This is a genomic window from Photobacterium lipolyticum, from assembly GCF_003026475.1.
Lineage (GTDB): Bacteria > Pseudomonadota > Gammaproteobacteria > Enterobacterales > Vibrionaceae > Photobacterium > Photobacterium lipolyticum.
The window spans coordinates 19,484-36,032 of the sequence record NZ_PYMC01000025.1; the positions used below are offsets into that span (position 1 = coordinate 19,484).

The 16,549-nt window shown below is 47.6% G+C and carries 17 protein-coding genes; 5 read left to right on the forward strand and 12 right to left on the reverse strand.

All coding sequences use genetic code 11. The features are described from left to right. Positions 1–132 precede the first annotated feature (132 nt). Positions 133–1,173, reverse strand: coding sequence for a tRNA dihydrouridine(20/20a) synthase DusA (gene dusA / locus C9I89_RS21055; protein WP_107285294.1), 1,041 nt, complete (start codon positions 1,171–1,173; stop codon positions 133–135). Positions 1,174–2,044: 871 nt separating this feature from the next. On the opposite strand from dusA, the gene zur reads away from it, so the two are divergent. The 3 genes from zur to C9I89_RS21070 all read left to right on the forward strand — a co-directional run bounded on the left by zur (position 2,045) and on the right by C9I89_RS21070 (position 3,511). After that, complete coding sequence (zur, locus tag C9I89_RS21060; RefSeq protein WP_107285295.1) at positions 2,045–2,491, forward strand: zinc uptake transcriptional repressor Zur; 447 nt, start codon at positions 2,045–2,047, stop codon at positions 2,489–2,491. A gap of 38 nt (positions 2,492–2,529) precedes the next feature. Continuing rightward, the gene (locus C9I89_RS21065) at positions 2,530–2,991 is read left to right on the forward strand and encodes a chemotaxis protein CheX (RefSeq protein ID WP_107285296.1); all 462 of its coding nucleotides are present in this window, start codon (positions 2,530–2,532) and stop codon (positions 2,989–2,991) included. Positions 2,992–3,301: 310 nt separating this feature from the next. Next, positions 3,302–3,511, forward strand: a complete 210-nt coding sequence (locus tag C9I89_RS21070; protein ID WP_107285297.1) for a cold-shock protein — start codon at positions 3,302–3,304, stop codon at positions 3,509–3,511. A 78-nt stretch (positions 3,512–3,589) separates the two neighbouring features. On the opposite strand, the gene pgi is transcribed toward C9I89_RS21070, so the two are convergent. Further along, positions 3,590–5,242: a glucose-6-phosphate isomerase gene (pgi, locus tag C9I89_RS21075; RefSeq protein WP_107285298.1), complete on the reverse strand. Its 1,653-nt coding sequence runs from the start codon at positions 5,240–5,242 to the stop codon at positions 3,590–3,592. Between the two features lie 283 nt (positions 5,243–5,525). On the opposite strand from pgi, the gene C9I89_RS21080 reads away from it, so the two are divergent. Then, positions 5,526–5,945, forward strand: coding sequence for a secondary thiamine-phosphate synthase enzyme YjbQ (locus tag C9I89_RS21080; RefSeq protein WP_107285299.1), 420 nt, complete (start codon positions 5,526–5,528; stop codon positions 5,943–5,945). Between the two features lie 57 nt (positions 5,946–6,002). Here the strand turns inward: C9I89_RS21080 and C9I89_RS21085 are convergent, their stop codons facing one another. The 3 genes from C9I89_RS21085 to C9I89_RS21095 are packed head-to-tail and all read right to left on the reverse strand — an operon-like array spanning position 6,003 to position 9,786. Beyond that, positions 6,003–7,253, reverse strand: coding sequence for a BamA/TamA family outer membrane protein (locus C9I89_RS21085; RefSeq protein ID WP_107285300.1), 1,251 nt, complete (start codon positions 7,251–7,253; stop codon positions 6,003–6,005). 28 nt (positions 7,254–7,281) lie between these two features. Beyond that, complete coding sequence (gene alr / locus C9I89_RS21090; protein WP_107285301.1) at positions 7,282–8,361, reverse strand: alanine racemase; 1,080 nt, start codon at positions 8,359–8,361, stop codon at positions 7,282–7,284. A 27-nt stretch (positions 8,362–8,388) separates the two neighbouring features. After that, positions 8,389–9,786 (reverse strand): replicative DNA helicase, encoded by a 1,398-nt coding sequence (locus C9I89_RS21095; protein WP_107285302.1) that lies wholly within the window; start codon positions 9,784–9,786, stop codon positions 8,389–8,391. A gap of 241 nt (positions 9,787–10,027) precedes the next feature. Here C9I89_RS21095 and C9I89_RS21100 point away from each other — a divergent pair, with 241 nt between their 5' ends. Continuing rightward, the gene (locus C9I89_RS21100; protein ID WP_107285303.1) at positions 10,028–10,783 is read left to right on the forward strand and encodes a DUF481 domain-containing protein; all 756 of its coding nucleotides are present in this window, start codon (positions 10,028–10,030) and stop codon (positions 10,781–10,783) included. Between the two features lie 74 nt (positions 10,784–10,857). Here C9I89_RS21100 and rplI read toward each other — a convergent pair whose 3' ends face one another. The 7 genes from rplI to nsrR all read right to left on the reverse strand — a co-directional run bounded on the left by rplI (position 10,858) and on the right by nsrR (position 16,517). Beyond that, the gene (rplI, locus tag C9I89_RS21105; protein ID WP_107285304.1) at positions 10,858–11,310 is read right to left on the reverse strand and encodes a 50S ribosomal protein L9; all 453 of its coding nucleotides are present in this window, start codon (positions 11,308–11,310) and stop codon (positions 10,858–10,860) included. A 38-nt stretch (positions 11,311–11,348) separates the two neighbouring features. Further along, positions 11,349–11,576 (reverse strand): 30S ribosomal protein S18, encoded by a 228-nt coding sequence (gene rpsR, locus C9I89_RS21110; RefSeq protein ID WP_006233798.1) that lies wholly within the window; start codon positions 11,574–11,576, stop codon positions 11,349–11,351. Between the two features lie 3 nt (positions 11,577–11,579). Then, complete coding sequence (gene priB, locus C9I89_RS21115; RefSeq protein WP_107285305.1) at positions 11,580–11,894, reverse strand: primosomal replication protein N; 315 nt, start codon at positions 11,892–11,894, stop codon at positions 11,580–11,582. A gap of 9 nt (positions 11,895–11,903) precedes the next feature. Beyond that, positions 11,904–12,323: a 30S ribosomal protein S6 gene (rpsF, locus tag C9I89_RS21120; RefSeq protein WP_107285306.1), complete on the reverse strand. Its 420-nt coding sequence runs from the start codon at positions 12,321–12,323 to the stop codon at positions 11,904–11,906. 332 nt (positions 12,324–12,655) lie between these two features. Then, positions 12,656–13,396, reverse strand: a complete 741-nt coding sequence (gene rlmB, locus C9I89_RS21125) for a 23S rRNA (guanosine(2251)-2'-O)-methyltransferase RlmB (protein ID WP_107285307.1) — start codon at positions 13,394–13,396, stop codon at positions 12,656–12,658. Beyond that, positions 13,396–15,948, reverse strand: coding sequence for a ribonuclease R (gene rnr / locus C9I89_RS21130; RefSeq protein ID WP_107285323.1), 2,553 nt, complete (start codon positions 15,946–15,948; stop codon positions 13,396–13,398). Before rnr ends, rlmB begins: the two co-directional genes overlap by 1 nt. 134 nt (positions 15,949–16,082) lie before the next feature. After that, a complete protein-coding gene (gene nsrR, locus C9I89_RS21135; protein ID WP_107285308.1) occupies positions 16,083–16,517 on the reverse strand; it encodes a nitric oxide-sensing transcriptional repressor NsrR in 435 nt (144 codons plus the stop codon). Positions 16,518–16,549 lie beyond the last annotated feature (32 nt).

The window sequence follows — 16,549 nt, forward strand, 5'->3', positions numbered from 1 at the left end:
ACAATGCCATATAGATCATTCAGATACGAAAAAAGCGTGACCTCTGATTAAGATCACGCTTCACTTTATTCGTCAAATTCACCATATCGAATGGTGTGGCTGACCACTATCAATAACGGTTAGTGATCTCTGTCAGACATCTAAATGCGCGGGGATTTTATCCAGGGCCTGCTGCAGCACTTCTAACCCTGCGCCAGGCTTGTGGGCATTTTCGCTAATATGGCGACGCCATTGACGGGCACCCGGCATATTCTGGAACAAGCCCAGCATATGGCGAGTAATGTGGCCCAGGTATGATCCATCAGCCAGCTGACGTTCAATATACGGATACATGGCTTCCACCACTTCACGACGTTTTTTCACTGGCTTATTACTGCCAAACAGACGCTGATCCAATTCAGCCATCATATAAGGATTTTGGTACGCTTCACGGCCAACCATCGCCCCATCAAGGTGCATCAGGTGAGCTTCAATTTCTGCCAGCGTTTTTACACCACCATTAACGGCCATGGTCAGGTGAGGGAAGTCTTGCTTTAGCTGATAAACGCGGGGGTAATCCAACGGTGGGATTTCACGGTTTTCTTTCGGGCTCAACCCTTTTAACCAGGCTTTACGGGCATGGATGGTAAAGTTATCACAGCCGCCTTTTTCGCTTACCGTACCGATAAAATCGGTCAGGAACTGATAAGAATCTTGTTCGTCGATACCAATCCGGGTTTTTACCGTCACAGGAATATCAACCACTTCACGCATTGCTGACACGCATTGTACCACCAGCTCTGCTTCTCCCATCAGACAAGCACCAAAACGTCCGTTCTGTACACGATCAGACGGGCAACCGACATTCAGGTTAACTTCATCATAGCCACGTTCCTGCGCCAGCTTGGCACAATGTGCAAGATCCGCCGGATTAGAGCCACCCAACTGCAGTGCCAACGGATGCTCTTCGTCGTTATACGCCAGATAATCCCCTTTTCCGTGAATGATCGCGCCGGTTGTCACCATCTCGGTATAAAGCAGCGCGTGCTCACTCAGTAGACGATGAAAATAACGGCAATGGCGATCCGTCCAATCGAGCATGGGTGCAACGGAAAAACGACATGAGGGAAACTCACCCTTAAGTGTTTGTTCTGAATGTAAATCGTCGCAATTTGCAACAGCACTATTTGGCATCGAAAACCTCATTTTAACCCGTTCTTGCCTATTTTTGACCCTTGGGACCCCAAAGCACCCCAATAAATCTTCCGTCAGCACTCTATTAAGCGTCGATAATCGCCGCTTAAATTCGCCGAATGACCACCCACTGGTGGTTAACTTTTATCAAAGAGAGCGGATTCTACCCCATTACGGACACAAGCCCAAATAAGGAGAGAAACATAGAGGCAATGACTATGGCACATATAAGCACTGAAAATACGTATGAGAAAAACAACCGGAAAACGAAATTTCACTTGTTGAACGTTCACAAAACGAATGGCAGCAAAGGCTTGGGGGAAAATGAAGCCGCGACCCTAGCTGCAAGTAAAAAGTTAAAAGTTAAAAGTTAAAAGTTAAAAGTTAAAAGTTAAAAGTTAAAAGTTAAAAGTTAAAAGTTAAAAGTTAAAAGTAACATCGCCTTACTTTTACCTTTCATTTTAATTCATTGTTATTTAATCCCTTTTTTAAAAGACTTACCATTCGTACAGTATTTATAGCTTTTGGACACCAATAGGCAAAAAGCTGATCATCGATTTAAAATGCAAATATTCAATCAGTTAGAGATATGACAATAATGAGGCCACCAATAAGGGATGGCTTTTAGGTGCGCATGGAGCCAAAAGGTGTACAGCACGGCTTGTTGGTATACCTAGCCAGTATCACGCACTAACCGTACCATTATCATCCAGAAATCAAATTCCACAGTTCTTCAACGGCTCATATTAAACTAATTGCGTGATCTAACACCCGAAATGCCCGTCATATCTTCGTAGAATTTATCGAACCGAGATACGTTTACCGAATGCTATGGTAAACTACTGGACTTACCACCGTTTTTTGAGGTTTTATGGCAAGTCAAACGCAACTGCTGGATAAAGCGCGACAGCTTTGCGAGCAACGAGGAGTAAGGCTTACCCCTCAGAGGCTAAAAGTACTTGAGCTAATTATTGACCACCACAGCTCTATCACTGCTTACGAATTGTTAGATTTGCTCAGGGCCACAGAACCACAAGCAAAGCCGCCAACGATATATCGCGCACTGGATTTTCTCTTAACCCAAGGGTTTATTCATAAAGTAGAATCAACTAACAGTTATATTGCCTGTTGTGTTTTAGGCCATGCGGATCATTGTTCACAGCTGCTTATCTGCGATCAATGCAGTACGGTAGAAGAGTGCCATGACGATGATCTGGCAAAATTGCTTCGCCAGAGGGCGGAAAAATACGGCTTCAGCATTGATCATCATGTCGTAGAAAGTCACGGTATTTGCCACAAGTGTCAAAACAGCAAATAACCATTTTTTAAATATTCAGATACAGTCATAAAGTAACTATGCGAGCAGAATTCGTAAACCCTTTCTTAGCTTCACTCCTGAATGTATTAAAGACCATGGCGTCTATGGAGTTAGCACCACAAAAACCACGCATCAAGAAAGATGAAGTGGCACGCGGCGACGTATCGGGGTTAATCGGCCTGATAGGGCCTCAAACCAAAGGTTCTATGTCAATCACCTTTGAAGAGAGCTTAGCGCTGGAAATTATGCAGCGTATGCTGGGTGAGCGCCCTAATGGTATCAATGAAGAAGTCACCGATATGGTGGGTGAAATTACCAATATGGTCACAGGCGGAGCGAAACGCATCCTGGCCGATAAAGGCTACGATTTTGAAATGGCTACACCCGCTGTCGTCTCTGGCCGGAGCCACACCATCACTCATAAATGCGACGGAGCCATCATCATCATGCCTTTCGATTCTGCTTACGGTAAAGCATTTATCGAAATCTGTTTCGATTAAGTATTTTCTTCATTTATCTTTGTTATCGCCCCAGTCAGATTTTTTTCTGACTGGCGATTAATCCTCTGTATATTAAACAATCTTCTGAATTACTGCCGCAATTTATCACGCCAATCATACCGATCGGGATAAGGTCTACCTACATCAAAAAACGACAATAAAACACTTCTAACTGTCATATTTTCGATCTAGACTCGATATACGAAATAAGCATCAACACACTTATGGTTGATTCTTTTTCCGCGCCTAATTTTGCTTTTCCACCGAGTAAAGCAAGGATATCTCCCTCATTCAAAGGAAAGAACGTAACATGAGCAAACTGACTGGAACCGTAAAATGGTTTAACGACGACAAAGGCTTTGGTTTTATCTCTGCGGCTAATGGCAAAGATGTTTTTGTTCACTTCAGTGCAATTCAGGCTCAGGGCCGTCGCACTTTACGTGAAGGCCAAAGTGTCGAGTTTATCGTTACTGATGGTCAGAAAGGCCCACAAGCCACTGAAGTGGTCGCCCTGTCTTAATTCGCTATTAAGAGACGAAAATGGTGATGAAAAAAACGCCGCATAATGCGGCGTTTTTATGGTCTCAGTCACGAAGACTTAGCTGCGCCACTGTTTAAACGCATTGATCAGGCCATTGGTAGAACTGTCATGGCTTGAAATACCTTCCGCATTATTAAGCTCAGGTAAAATCTGGTTCGCCAGCTGTTTGCCTAGCTCAACACCCCACTGATCAAAACTGAAGATATTCCAGATAACGCCTTGAGTGAAAATCTTCTGCTCGTACAGTGCAATCAATGAACCCAGTACGCTTGGCGTCACTTGCTTGACCAGAATTGAGTTGGTTGGACGGTTTCCGTCAAAGACCTTGAATGGTACAAGATCTTTCACTTCATCCAGTGACTTACCAGCCGCAACAAACTCCGCTTCCACTTGCTCTTTGGTTTTACCAAATGCCAGCGCTTCAGTCTGTGCAAAGAAGTTCGCCATCAGTTTTGGATGGTGATCGCTCAGTGGATTGTGGCTAACAGCCGGTGCAATAAAATCGCAAGGGATCAGCTTAGTACCCTGATGGATAAGCTGATAGAAAGCGTGCTGACCATTAGTACCGGGCTCACCCCAGATAATCGGCCCCGTCTGATAATCAATTGGGTTACCGCCACGGTCAACACACTTGCCGTTTGATTCCATATTGCCCTGCTGGAAGTAAGCAGCAAAACGGTGCAGATACTGATCGTAAGGCAAAATCGCTTCTGACTCGGCGCCATGGAAGTTGTTGTACCAAATACCGATCAGCGCAAGGATGACCGGCAGGTTCTCTTCAAGCGGTGCTTGTGCAAAGTGCTGATCCATTGCATGTGCACCATCCAGTAGTTCAACAAAGTTATCGAAACCAACTGAGAGGCAAATAGACAGACCGATTGCTGAACATAGCGAATAACGGCCACCGACCCAGTCCCAGAACTCGAACATGTTGTCAGTATCGATACCAAACTCTGACACGGAACCCGCGTTAGTTGAAAGCGCGGCGAAGTGCTTAGCGACGTGTGCCTGATCTACGGCTGTTGCCAGGAACCAGTCACGCGCAGAATGTGCATTGGTCATTGTTTCCTGAGTCGTAAACGTCTTCGATGCGATCAGGAACAAGGTTGTTTCCGGGTTCAGATCTTTTAGCGTTTCAGCAATGTGCGTACCATCAACGTTCGACACAAAGTGCATGTTAAGGCGTGTTTTATACGCCGCCAGTGCTTCAGAGACCATGTAAGGACCGAGATCAGAACCCCCGATACCAATGTTCACAACATCCGTAATTTCTTTACCGGTGTAGCCTTTCCAGTCGCCATCCACAATGCGTGCGGTGAAGTCTTTCATCTTCTCCAGTACTGCATTGACTTTAGGCATGACATCTTCACCATCAACCATGACGGGAGCGTTGCTGCGATTACGCAGTGCCGAATGCAAAACTGCGCGGCCTTCAGTCTGGTTGATTTTCTCACCACTGAAGAGATCAGCAATCGCCGCTTTAAGCTCAGTTTGCTCAGCAAGCGCGAATAACTTGGTTAAGGTTTCTTCTGTGATAAGGTTTTTTGAATAATCAAGCAGGATGTCAGAGCCGAATTTGGCAGAAAACTTAGCAAAACGGTCGCTGTCATTGGCAAACAGATCACTCAGTTGCAGATCTTGTGCTTCTTCATAGTGTGCAGTCAGTGCTTTCCACGCTTGAGTATGCGTTGGGTTGATGTTTTTCAACATGGTGAAGTTCCTGATTTTTTAGTTTTTCAATCCATTAAGCGTAGCTTGAGCGACAGCCAAATGGATCCCCGATATTCGAATGTTGTTAATTCGTGTGCTGTCTGTTTTGCCAGACCTTTTTTTTTGTAATTTTACGACTTATGACAGATTATGACTTGAAGCCACCTCTACCTTCATTGCGTCAGGTCACGAAAACCAAGAGTAAATAATAGACGCTATTATCACTAATGATTACAGTAACTCCCTCTGATTGCAGCAGAGCTTTAACCAAGAGGCAAGCACTATGTGGTATCAAAAGACAATTCAGCTGAAATCCAGGTCACGAGGATTTCATCTTATAACCGATGAAATTGAACAACAAATTCCTGAAGTTTGCTCGCTCTCGGTAGGCCTGGTTCATCTTTTTATCCAACACACTTCAGCCAGTCTGACCATCAATGAGAATGCCGATCCGACGGTTCGCTGCGATATGGAGGCGCACTTTAATCAATATGTCCCAGAGTGTGCGCCATATTATCAGCATACCTATGAAGGTGATGATGATATGCCAGCTCATATTAAAGCATCAACACTTGGCAACAGTATCAGCATTCCTATATCAAAGGGCACGCTGGCATTAGGTACCTGGCAAGGCATTTACTTAGGGGAACACAGGGATGCCGGCGGAAGCCGCCGAGTCGTGGTAACGATACAGGGGGAATAAAAATAGGTTTGTAGGGACGAGTATCGAGTCACTAGACTCTCGACACTCGCCTCTAATTTAGAACGGCTGGTTTATCATCACCCGGAACAGGCTATCTTCGCTGCCCCAGGCCATTTCTGCACGGACCACGATGCCTTCAACCTGGAAACGTATCGCCCCACCCGCACTCCATTTCATGTCTTGGTGCAGCTCGGCCAGGTTATATTCATCAGCAACCCGGCCAACATCAGCAAAAGCCACCCACTGCCACCAAGGCACGTCATACCAATTGAATACCGGCCACTCACTCAGCGGCTGCCAGTCAGGCAGGATCCGGTATTCCATGCTGTAGCTCAGTGCGGCCCGATCGACATAACGGCCACTCTGGAAGCTACGCAGACGATACAGCCCCCCTAATCGGGTACCGGCATAGTCCGGCGGACGACGGAACATCTCATTACCATTCACACTTTCCGTGCTGTTCCAGCTTGGGATATCACCAGTATAGAAGTTAAAAGCAAGCACCTGTTGATCGATCAGCTCCCCCATGGCTCCGAGATCCCAGAACCAACTCTGGCTGAGATCCCACTTCCACCAGCTGGCATGATCGGAACTGCCCGGATCATAGGTGACACTGAACTGGCTCCGGCTACCCTCTGTCGGATTTCGACTATTGTTACGGTTATCCCAGTCAAATCGGGTTTCCAGCCCCCATATACTGTCAGCTTCGCTGAACGCCTTCTGTTGCAGCTGCCGTGCATCATCGAATTCACGGCTTTGATAAAAAGGGCGAAATTCCAACGATGATATTCCGCTGGTCCATGGAAAATGTCCGGTCACCGTTCTATTCGGTTTTAAAGCGGCTGGCAGCCCCTGTGATTCAGCGGCACCCAACGGTAAAATATAACGGGCTGACACCCGGTATTGGGCTTCCCGGGCATCAGCCACGATCGCATCTTCTGCGCTGGAATCATTACTGGTTGCCTCCCCGAGATAATAATCGAACTGTTTAAACTCTGCCGAATACAGCTCTGCACCAAATAGCCAGCGACTGTCTGTGGCAAGGGTATAATTACTCGCGCCCAGGTAAGTCAACCATGTACCCTTATCGCTCAATAAACCCGCCCCCAGTACCGAAGCTTGCGGCTGTCCGGCCCCTTTAAGCAGCCCGGCGGCACCCACGGCAAACCCCATCGAATCGGAAGAAAAGGCAAATGGCACAGCGGCCGTTTCTGGTTCCCAGCTCGGCCAGCCATCAGCATACAGCGAGGCTGAATATGATAAAGCCGCAGCAATTGCTACGGCTTTCAAACTATGATGCTTGCTCAAAATAAATCGTTTCTTCGTTATATTTAGCTTACAAGTAAGCCATGGCAACACGTGAGGTCAGCTTCGTCACCAACTCATAAGCGATCGTACCGATATGTTCAGCCACCACTTCTGCTGGCAGCCCCTTACCCCACAAAATCACTTCATCACCGACTTTATCCGCAGCATCCGGGCCAAGATCGACAGTCAGCATATCCATCGACACGCGACCAGCCATCGGCACAATACGTCCGTTCAGCAATACCGGTGTCCCATTGGGTGCGGTACGGGGATAACCATCACCATAGCCAATGGCTATCACTCCCACCTTGGTATCGCGCTCGCTGGTCCAGATCCCGCCATAGCCGACCGTTTCCCCTTTTTTTACATCACGTACAGCAATGAGGCTGGAGGTTAACGTCATTACCGGTTGCAGGTTAAAGGCTTCGGCTGATCGCTCAGCACCGGTAAACGGTGATACGCCATACATAATAATGCCGGGGCGAATCCACTCGAGCTGGCTCTCTGGCCAGGCCAAAATACCGGCAGAGGCCGCCAATGAACGCTCGCCGCGACGGCCTTCCGTCAGCGCCAGAAACGTATTAATTTGTTGACGGGTCACATCACTGTCTAGCTCATCAGCACAGCCGAAGTGACTCATATAACGCAGTGGCTTGGCAACATTGGCACAGGCATGAAGGCGCTGTACAAAATCAGAGAACTGCTCAGGACGTACCCCTAAGCGGTGCATGCCAGTATCAATCTTTAACCAGACAACCGCCTGATTATCTAACTGAGCCTGCTCTAATGCTTCCAACTGCTCGACGGAATGCACGACGGTATGGATATTATTGGTTACCAGAACAGGCAGATCCGACGCGCCATAGAAGCCTTCTAACAACAAGATAGGTTTGACCACCCCGCCGGCACGTAACGTCAGGGCTTCTTCAATGCGGGCCACACCAAAGGCATCGGCATCAGGTAAACTTTTTGCTACATATAACAGACCATGGCCGTAGCCATTTGCCTTTACCACTGCCAGAAGTTTACTGTTTGGTGCCTGTAAACGGAGCTGACGAATGTTGTGTGTAAGAGCTTCAGTATTGATATAAGCTGTCGCCGCTTTCATCAGAAATCCCTAGTTATTATGCGTAAATCACTCTTCGTCGAATGCAGGGCCTGCGTAGTTATCAAAACGCGAGAACTGGCCTTGGAAAGTCAGGCGAACCGAACCGATTGGACCATTTCGCTGCTTACCGATAATTATTTCTGCAATCCCTTTCAGCGCACTTTCTTCGTTATACACTTCGTCCCGGTAAATGAACATGATCAAGTCGGCATCCTGCTCGATCGCTCCCGATTCACGCAAATCTGAGTTGATAGGGCGTTTATCAGCACGTTGCTCCAAGGAACGGTTAAGCTGAGAAAGTGCCACTACCGGCACATTCAGTTCTTTGGCCAGTGCTTTAAGCGAGCGGGAGATCTCCGAAATTTCCAGAGTACGATTATCCTGCAGTCCTGGTACTCGCATCAGCTGAAGGTAGTCGATCATGATCATACTCAGGCCACCGTTATCACGAGCGATACGGCGGGCACGAGAACGGACATCGGTCGGCGTCAGGCCAGAGCTGTCATCGATGAACATATTCTTCTTCTGCATCAGAATACCCATCGTTGACGAAATACGTGCCCAGTCTTCATCGTCCAGCTGGCCGGTACGGATTTTAGTCTGATCGACCCGCGATAGTGACGCCAGCATACGCATCATGATTTGTTCCGCGGGCATCTCCAGCGAGAAGATCAGTACCGGTTTTTCCTGATCCATCGCAGCGTTTTCGCATAAGTTCATCGCAAAGGTGGTTTTACCCATCGAAGGACGGGCCGCGACGATGATCAAATCAGAGCCTTGCAGACCGGCAGTTTTCTTATTCAGATCACTGAAGCCGGTTGAAACCCCGGTCACACCGTCTTGCGGCGATTGATACAGGAGCTCGATTCTTTCTAAGGTTTTTTCCAGAATAGTATCTACATTCTGCGGGCCTTCATTTTCATCAGAACGCTGCTCAGCAATCGCGAAAACTTTACTCTCTGCCATATCGAGCAGATCTTCACTGGTTCGCCCTTGCGGATCATACCCCGCATCAGCAATTTCATTGGCAACACCAATCATATCGCGGATCAGGGCACGCTCACGCACAATCTCTGCATAAGCGGAAATATTCGCCGCTGATGGTGTATTTTTCGCAAGCTCTGCCAGATAAGCAAATCCCCCGACACCTTCAAGCTTATCGGCACGTTCCAGATGCTCAGATAAAGTGATCAGATCGAGCGGCTGGCCACCATCGAGTAAAAACGACGTTGCTTCAAAAATAATACGGTGGGGACGGCTGTAAAAGTCTTTCGCGACCACTTTGCCTGCTACGGTATCCCACTTTTCATTATCCAGCATCAAGCCACCCAGCACGGACTGCTCGGCTTCCAATGAATGCGGAGGCATTTTGATGGCTTCCATCTGGGTATCTCTGGATTTACTCGGTTTGCTGTTATCTGCCATAGGAATTGCGTGATTGCCGGAAACTAAGCCGACTAGTATACCTTATTCATGCCACATCTACTTATCGATAAATAAAAAGATGGGGCTTTCACTCATGTGGTTATTATGACGCTTTTTCTGGCAGCAAGACGTACGTCTCAGCGATTCCTGACCAAACGCTGACATTATTAAGGTAAACTGCGAGGCCAGAAATATGTCGAACTATTAACCACCAGCAATGACACGAACAAAAGGAAAACTCTTGGCAAGATATTTACTCGCCCTGCTACTGCTTGCCAATACTGCAGCCTATGCCGATGAAGAGGACGATGCACCGAACCTCCCTCCCTCCCCTTTATCAACTGAAGTCGAACTGGGTTATCAGTCGCTATCAGGCAACTCTGACTCGCAATCACTGAACAGCCGTTTAGGGCTGACTTATGTCAAGAATCAATATCGTTACCAGGGCGAGGCGAAATACCTGTTGGTTGATAAGGATGGCGAGGAAGATAAACGTAAAGGGGAGTTAGAGCTGCAAAGCGATATGAAGCTTAATGAGCGGGCCTACATCTTAGGCAACGCCAATTATGTTGATGATAAATATGGCCCATACTTTACCGATTTTACCCTTTCAACCGGTTTGGGTTACCAGTTATTGCGACTTGAGACTTTTTTACTCGAAGTAGAAGCTGGCCCGGGTTACCGCCATCAGGAACCGAACATTGATGAAATTGACGATGACGATATCGTCGTACCGGAAACGGTCGATGAACCAATCATCAGGAGCAGTACGAAATTCACCTGGAAGCCCGCCAAAAACATCGAATTGAATGCTCGCTTCACCGGAATTGCCGGCAATAGTAACAGCACACTGGAAAGTGAAATAAACCTGACCAGTTCGATCACTGAACATATCGCGATCAAATTCAGTAATACTCAAAAATTAAATAGCTGGGTGCCTGAGGGACTGGAAAAACGCGACTCCACCATGACTATCAATTTGCTGTTTAAGATTTAATACCGAAAAGGCTAAATTACAGACATAAAAAAACCAGCCCGAAGGCTGGCTTTTTCTATTAACGCAAAACGCTATTACTCTGCAGCAACAACAGTTAGGTTAACAGTTGCGAATACTTCAGAGTGTAGCTGAATGCTAACTTCGAATTCGCCAGTAGTACGTAGTGCGCCTTCAGGTAAACGAACTTCGCTCTTCACTACTTCAACACCTGCCGCTGTAATAGCGTCAGCGATGTCGCGAGTACCGATAGAACCGAATAGTTTACCTTCGTCACCAGCTTTAGAAGCGATAACTACCGCTTCTAGAGCGCTTAATTTCTCAGCGCGTGCTTGTGCAGCAGTAAGTTGCTCAGCAACTTTAGCTTCTAGCTCTGCACGACGAACTTCGAACATTTCTACGTTAGATTTAGTTGCCATAACAGCCTTACCCTGTGGGATAAGGAAGTTACGAGCGTAACCAGACTTAACGTTTACCTGATCGCCTAGGCCACCAAGGTTACCGATTTTATCAAGTAGAATAACTTGCATTATCTTGTCCTCTATATAAGTCTAAAAACTAATACTGCTTACAGATGCTTATCTGTGTACGGTAGAAGTGCTAGGTAACGAGAACGCTTGATAGCGCGAGCTAGCTGACGCTGGTATTTAGCGCGAGTACCAGTGATACGGCTAGGTACAATTTTACCAGCTTCAGTAATGTAGTTTTTTAGAGTAACTACGTCTTTGTAGTCAATCTCTTGTACGTCTTCTGCAGTGAAACGGCAGAATTTACGACGACGGAAGAAACGTGCCATGGGCTAATCTCCTGAACAAAATATTTCAATGTGGTCGGCATGTAACACTAATTTACCGATACCATTTCGGCCGGTTTGGTATGAGATAAATCCCGCTACCTTAATGTGACTGCCAACAGCTAAATCTTGAGTGAGCATTTGTTGACCTTTACCACTGACGACTACGTTGATGTAACAATACACCTGTCGAGGTAAGTCAGCTTCCCGTTGGTAAGAACGATGCTCAAGCACAAAGTGACAATGAGGAACGCCTGCCGGGGATTGGCTCCGTTTGGGGTCTTTGGCAATAATGCCAGATAACTCCAGACGATTGGTCATGATTACAAATTACTCAGCTGCAGCTTCACCTTCAGCTTCCGCTGGAGCTTCTGAACGCTCTGAACGATCTGAACGCTCTTCGCGGTCGTCACGTTTAGTGAAACGCTCTTCTTTAGCCTTCATCATTGGAGATGGCTCAGTAACAGCGTTTTTCGTGCGCATGATCATGTTACGGATCACGGCGTCGTTGAAACGGAAAGTAGACTCAAGCTCGTCAATTACAGCCTGCTCAGCTTCAACGTTCATAAGAACATAGTGTGCTTTGTGCAGTTTGTTGATTGGGTAAGCCATTTGACGGCGGCCCCAATCTTCTAGACGGTGAATCTGACCACCAGAATCTTTGATTGAACCAGTGTAACGTTCGATCATGCCTGCAACCTGTTCGCTTTGATCAGGGTGCACCATGAATACGATTTCGTAATGACGCATTGGTTGCTCCTTACGGATTAATCAGCTTCCTGAGTTGGCTCGGTTATCCAGAGGAAGCAAGGAACTAAAAAAAGAACCGAGAATTTGGACGCTGAATAGTACAGAGAATGGCCAATCGACGCAAGGGGTTTTTATGGTTCGGCGGGAAGTTATGAGGTTCGAGTAGCGAGGCTGGTAAGAAGGAGACTTTTTCCGGCCGGTTCCAGCAGGCAGGATAGACTTGGATAATTAAGAGCCAGACAAAAATAAAAAAACAGAAGCGTCATGAAAACTCCGCTTCTGCTCATTCTAAGGCCTAGGACCTGCTTTTCCGCGTCTCCGCGTCTCCGCGGTTAAGCGCCCTGACGCTGGCGTACCGCCTCAAACAGACAAATGCCCGTTGCGACCGATACGTTCAGACTCGATACTGAACCTGCCATCGGAATTTTGATCAGATCATCACAGGTTTCGCGAGTCAGGCGACGCATACCTTCGCCTTCAGCCCCCATCACAATCGCCAGCGGACCAGTCAACTTGCTGTGATAAACGTCATGGATCGCTTCACCTGCGGTACCTACCACCCAAATACCCTGCTCTTGCAGTGCACGTAAAGTTCGGGCCAAGTTAGTCACGCGTACCAATGGCACCACTTCTGCGGCGCCACAAGCCACTTTACTGGCTGTTGCATTCAACTGTGCAGAGCGGTCTTTCGGTACAATCACGGCCACCGCACCAGCGGCATCAGCATTACGCAGGCAGGCCCCCAAATTATGCGGATCGGTTACCCCGTCCAGCACCAGCAGAAGTGGATTTTCCTTACCCGCTAAAAGGGAATCCAGATCATTTTCATTATACTGCTTGCCCGGCTTAACCCGTGCAATGATACCTTGATGAGAAGCCCCACGGGATTTATCATCCAACGCTTTCCGGCCTGCCTCCTGGATAGTAATACCCAATGTTTGCAATTCCGTCAGCAAAGGCATTAAGCGATCGTCCTGACGTCCTTTCAGCACGAAAACTTCAATAAAGCGCGCAGGATCTGACGCTAACACGGCTTTCACGGCGTGAATGCCGAAAATCATTTCATTACTCATTACTTAGTCTTCTTTTCTGCCCGTTCTTTTTTGCCAGCACGCTGTTTAGCCTTGCGTGCCTTAGACGATTTCTTTCTCGTTTTCTTAGCCTTGCCATCGGCACCATCAGCCGCTGACGCTTTATCGCCCTCAAGCTTCGGTACCGCTCCTGCTTTCAGCTTCTGACGAACAGACGACCGTACTTTCTTCGACTTAGCACGGTGTTCGGCCTTGGCTTCACCTTCTTCAACGCGGAAGACTTTCTTATTATGGCTCGATGAGCGCATACCTTCCGCCTTACGCATCCGTTGCTGCTTCTCACGCTGCTTGTCGGTTTTACCCGCACCACGCGGTTTACGATCACTGCCGACAATATCAAAATCGATTTGGCGATCATTGAGGTTAATCGATGCCACTTTCACATGCACCGTATCGCCTAAACGATAAATCTGACCCGAGCTGTCACCGATCAAACGCTGGCCAATCGCATCGAACTGATAGTAATCATTGGCTAAGTTGGAAATATGCACCAAGCCATCAATATTCAGTTCTTTCAGACGAACGAAGAAACCAAAGCCAGTAACATTGGCAATCACCCCTTCAAATTCATCACCGACATGATCTTGCATGTATTCGCATTTTAGCCAGTCTGCCACATCCCGGGTGGCATCATCGGCACGGCGTTCCGTCATTGAGCATTGATCGCCGATGGCATCAATATCGTCATGCGAGTAGTGATAGCCGCCAGTTGGTGTCCAGCGATCGGTGTTTTGACCTTCCCGCTTGGCGATTAAATACTTCAGCGCACGGTGCAACGTCAGATCAGGATAACGACGAATTGGCGAAGTAAAGTGCGCATACTGCTTCAGCGCCAAGCCAAAGTGACCACCGTTGTCTGCCTGATAGAGAGCTTGCTTCATCGAACGCAAGAGCATTGTCTGGATCAGCTCTTTATCCGGACGATTATGGATAGCGTGTGCTAAATCAGCATAGTCACGTGGCGACGGTTCAAGACCGCCACTCAAATTCAGCCCCAGCTCGCCCAAGAAATCGCGAAACCCCGTTAAGCGTTCTTCACCCGGGACATCATGGACACGGTATAACGCGGGTTCTTTCATCTTCTCGACAAAACGGGCAGAAGCAACATTGGCCATAATCATACATTCTTCAATGATCTTATGGGCATCGTTACGCTCTGCAGGCTCAATACGATCGATTTTACGGTCGGCATTAAAGATAAACTTGGTTTCGATGGTTTCAAACTCAATCGCACCGCGCTGATCGCGTGACTTTTTAAGCACCTTGTACATCGCATACAGTTCTTGCAGATGCGGTACCAGAGGCTGATATCGTTCACGCAGCTCTTCATCGCCATCGAGCATCTTGCTGACTTTGGTATAAGTCAAACGAGCATGGGAATTCATGACCGCTTCATAGTGTGTGTAGCCCGAAAGGTCACCCGAATCAGAAATGGTCATTTCACACACCATACACAGGCGATCAACCTGGGGGTTCAGTGAACATAAGCCGTTCGACAGAACCTCCGGCAACATCGGGATCACCTGAGAAGGGAAATATACCGAGTTACCACGCTTGACTGCCTCTTTATCTAGTGCTGAATCAGGGCGTACATAGTGGCTTACATCCGCGATTGCGACCCATAAACGCCAGCCACCGGATGTGTTGCGTTCACAATAGACGGCATCATCAAAGTCACGCGCATCTTCACCATCGATAGTCACCAATGGCAGGTCACGCAAATCGACACGTCCCTGCTTCGCGTCTTCCGGCACTTCTTCAGCTAAGCCTTGGATCTGGTCTTCGACTTCAACGGGCCACTCATTCGGAATGTTATGAGTACGCAGCGCAATTTCGATTTCCATGCCCGGTGCCATACTTTCACCCAGCACTTCGACCACTTTCCCCACAGCATTGTACTGGCGGGTTGCGCGCTGGTTAATTTCAACCACCACCACATTGCCCATCCGTGCGCCCATGCGCTGATCGTTTGGAATGACAATATCCTGGGCGATACGAGAGTCATCCGGGACGACAAATCCCATGCTATCTTCAATAAAGAAACGACCGACAATCGGTGCGGTATTCTCTTGTAAAACACGTACCACACGGCCTTCACGACGGCCGCGCTTATCGACTCCAGCAACTTGGGCAAGAATATAGTCACCATGGATCACACCACGCATCTGGTGGTGCGGTAACATTAAATCTTCTTTCGTTCCGACGCCTTCGGGGCGGACAAAACCAAAGCCATCACGATGACCAATAACATGGCCTTTGATCAAATCAAGACGTTCCGGCAGGGCATAACACTGGCGGCGAGTAAAAACGAGCTGGCCGTCACGCTCCATCGCACGCAGGCGACGACGCAAGCCTTCATATTGATCGTCCCCTTCTAGCTGTAACTCAGCAAATAACTGATCACGGCTAACCGGGGCCGTAAAGCCTCGAATGACTTCCAGCAGAAGTTCGCGGCTTGGAATTGGGTTTTCGTAGTTTGATGCTTCGCGATCGCGGAAAGGATCGACCGGTAAATCGGTTGTACCTTTGGACATAAGCAGATCCATGTTGGCAGGAACATACCTTAATTATATCAACTAAGTAGATTCCGGCCATTGGTGAATAGATGGGAGCAGAGAATCACGTCCTCGACTCCGCTAATTAGGTTGGAGGTTATTGGCTTTGCGGACTATTCCGTTACCGGACTGTCAAGCAACACACGTAATGGCTGATTATCGTCAATCAAGCTCGTTAATGTATGCTGGTCTAACTCAGCTAAGAACGCACTTCTTGCCGCGCTTAAAATACCTTTCAAACGACAAGCTGGCGTAATATGACAAAAGCTTTCGCTACAATCAATAATCTGAAGCGGCTCTATCGCTCGCACAACATCGCCTAAAATTATTTTATCGGCAGGCATACCTAAACGAATACCACCGTTTTTACCCCGTACCGTTTCAACGTAACCCAGCTGACCTAATTTATTGATGATCTTAACCATATGGTTACGCGACACACTATACACATCAGTGACTTTACTGATGCTGGCTAATTCGCCTTCAGGTAAGGTGGCAAGGTATATCAAGGCACGCAGGCCATAATCGGTAAAACTAGTTAACTGCACAATAACTCCTCCTGCCGCTATTTTAATCTTGT

What these genes read in the sequence shown, in the direction of transcription:
- dusA (WP_107285294.1), bottom strand. Translation starts at nt 1,173, where the DNA reads ATGCCAAATAGTGCTGTTGCAAATTGCGACGATTTACATTCAGAACAA.
- rnr (WP_107285323.1), bottom strand. Translation starts at nt 15,948, where the DNA reads ATGTCCAAAGGTACAACCGATTTACCGGTCGATCCTTTCCGCGATCGC.
- rpsF (WP_107285306.1), bottom strand. Translation starts at nt 12,323, where the DNA reads ATGCGTCATTACGAAATCGTATTCATGGTGCACCCTGATCAAAGCGAA.
- priB (WP_107285305.1), bottom strand. Translation starts at nt 11,894, where the DNA reads ATGACCAATCGTCTGGAGTTATCTGGCATTATTGCCAAAGACCCCAAA.
- pgi (WP_107285298.1), bottom strand. Translation starts at nt 5,242, where the DNA reads ATGTTGAAAAACATCAACCCAACGCATACTCAAGCGTGGAAAGCACTG.
- C9I89_RS21070 (WP_107285297.1), top strand. Translation starts at nt 3,302, where the DNA reads ATGAGCAAACTGACTGGAACCGTAAAATGGTTTAACGACGACAAAGGC.
- alr (WP_107285301.1), bottom strand. Translation starts at nt 8,361, where the DNA reads ATGAAAGCGGCGACAGCTTATATCAATACTGAAGCTCTTACACACAAC.
- C9I89_RS21065 (WP_107285296.1), top strand. Translation starts at nt 2,530, where the DNA reads ATGCGAGCAGAATTCGTAAACCCTTTCTTAGCTTCACTCCTGAATGTA.
- C9I89_RS21095 (WP_107285302.1), bottom strand. Translation starts at nt 9,786, where the DNA reads ATGGCAGATAACAGCAAACCGAGTAAATCCAGAGATACCCAGATGGAA.
- rpsR (WP_006233798.1), bottom strand. Translation starts at nt 11,576, where the DNA reads ATGGCACGTTTCTTCCGTCGTCGTAAATTCTGCCGTTTCACTGCAGAA.
- zur (WP_107285295.1), top strand. Translation starts at nt 2,045, where the DNA reads ATGGCAAGTCAAACGCAACTGCTGGATAAAGCGCGACAGCTTTGCGAG.
- rlmB (WP_107285307.1), bottom strand. Translation starts at nt 13,396, where the DNA reads ATGAGTAATGAAATGATTTTCGGCATTCACGCCGTGAAAGCCGTGTTA.
- rplI (WP_107285304.1), bottom strand. Translation starts at nt 11,310, where the DNA reads ATGCAAGTTATTCTACTTGATAAAATCGGTAACCTTGGTGGCCTAGGC.
- C9I89_RS21080 (WP_107285299.1), top strand. Translation starts at nt 5,526, where the DNA reads ATGTGGTATCAAAAGACAATTCAGCTGAAATCCAGGTCACGAGGATTT.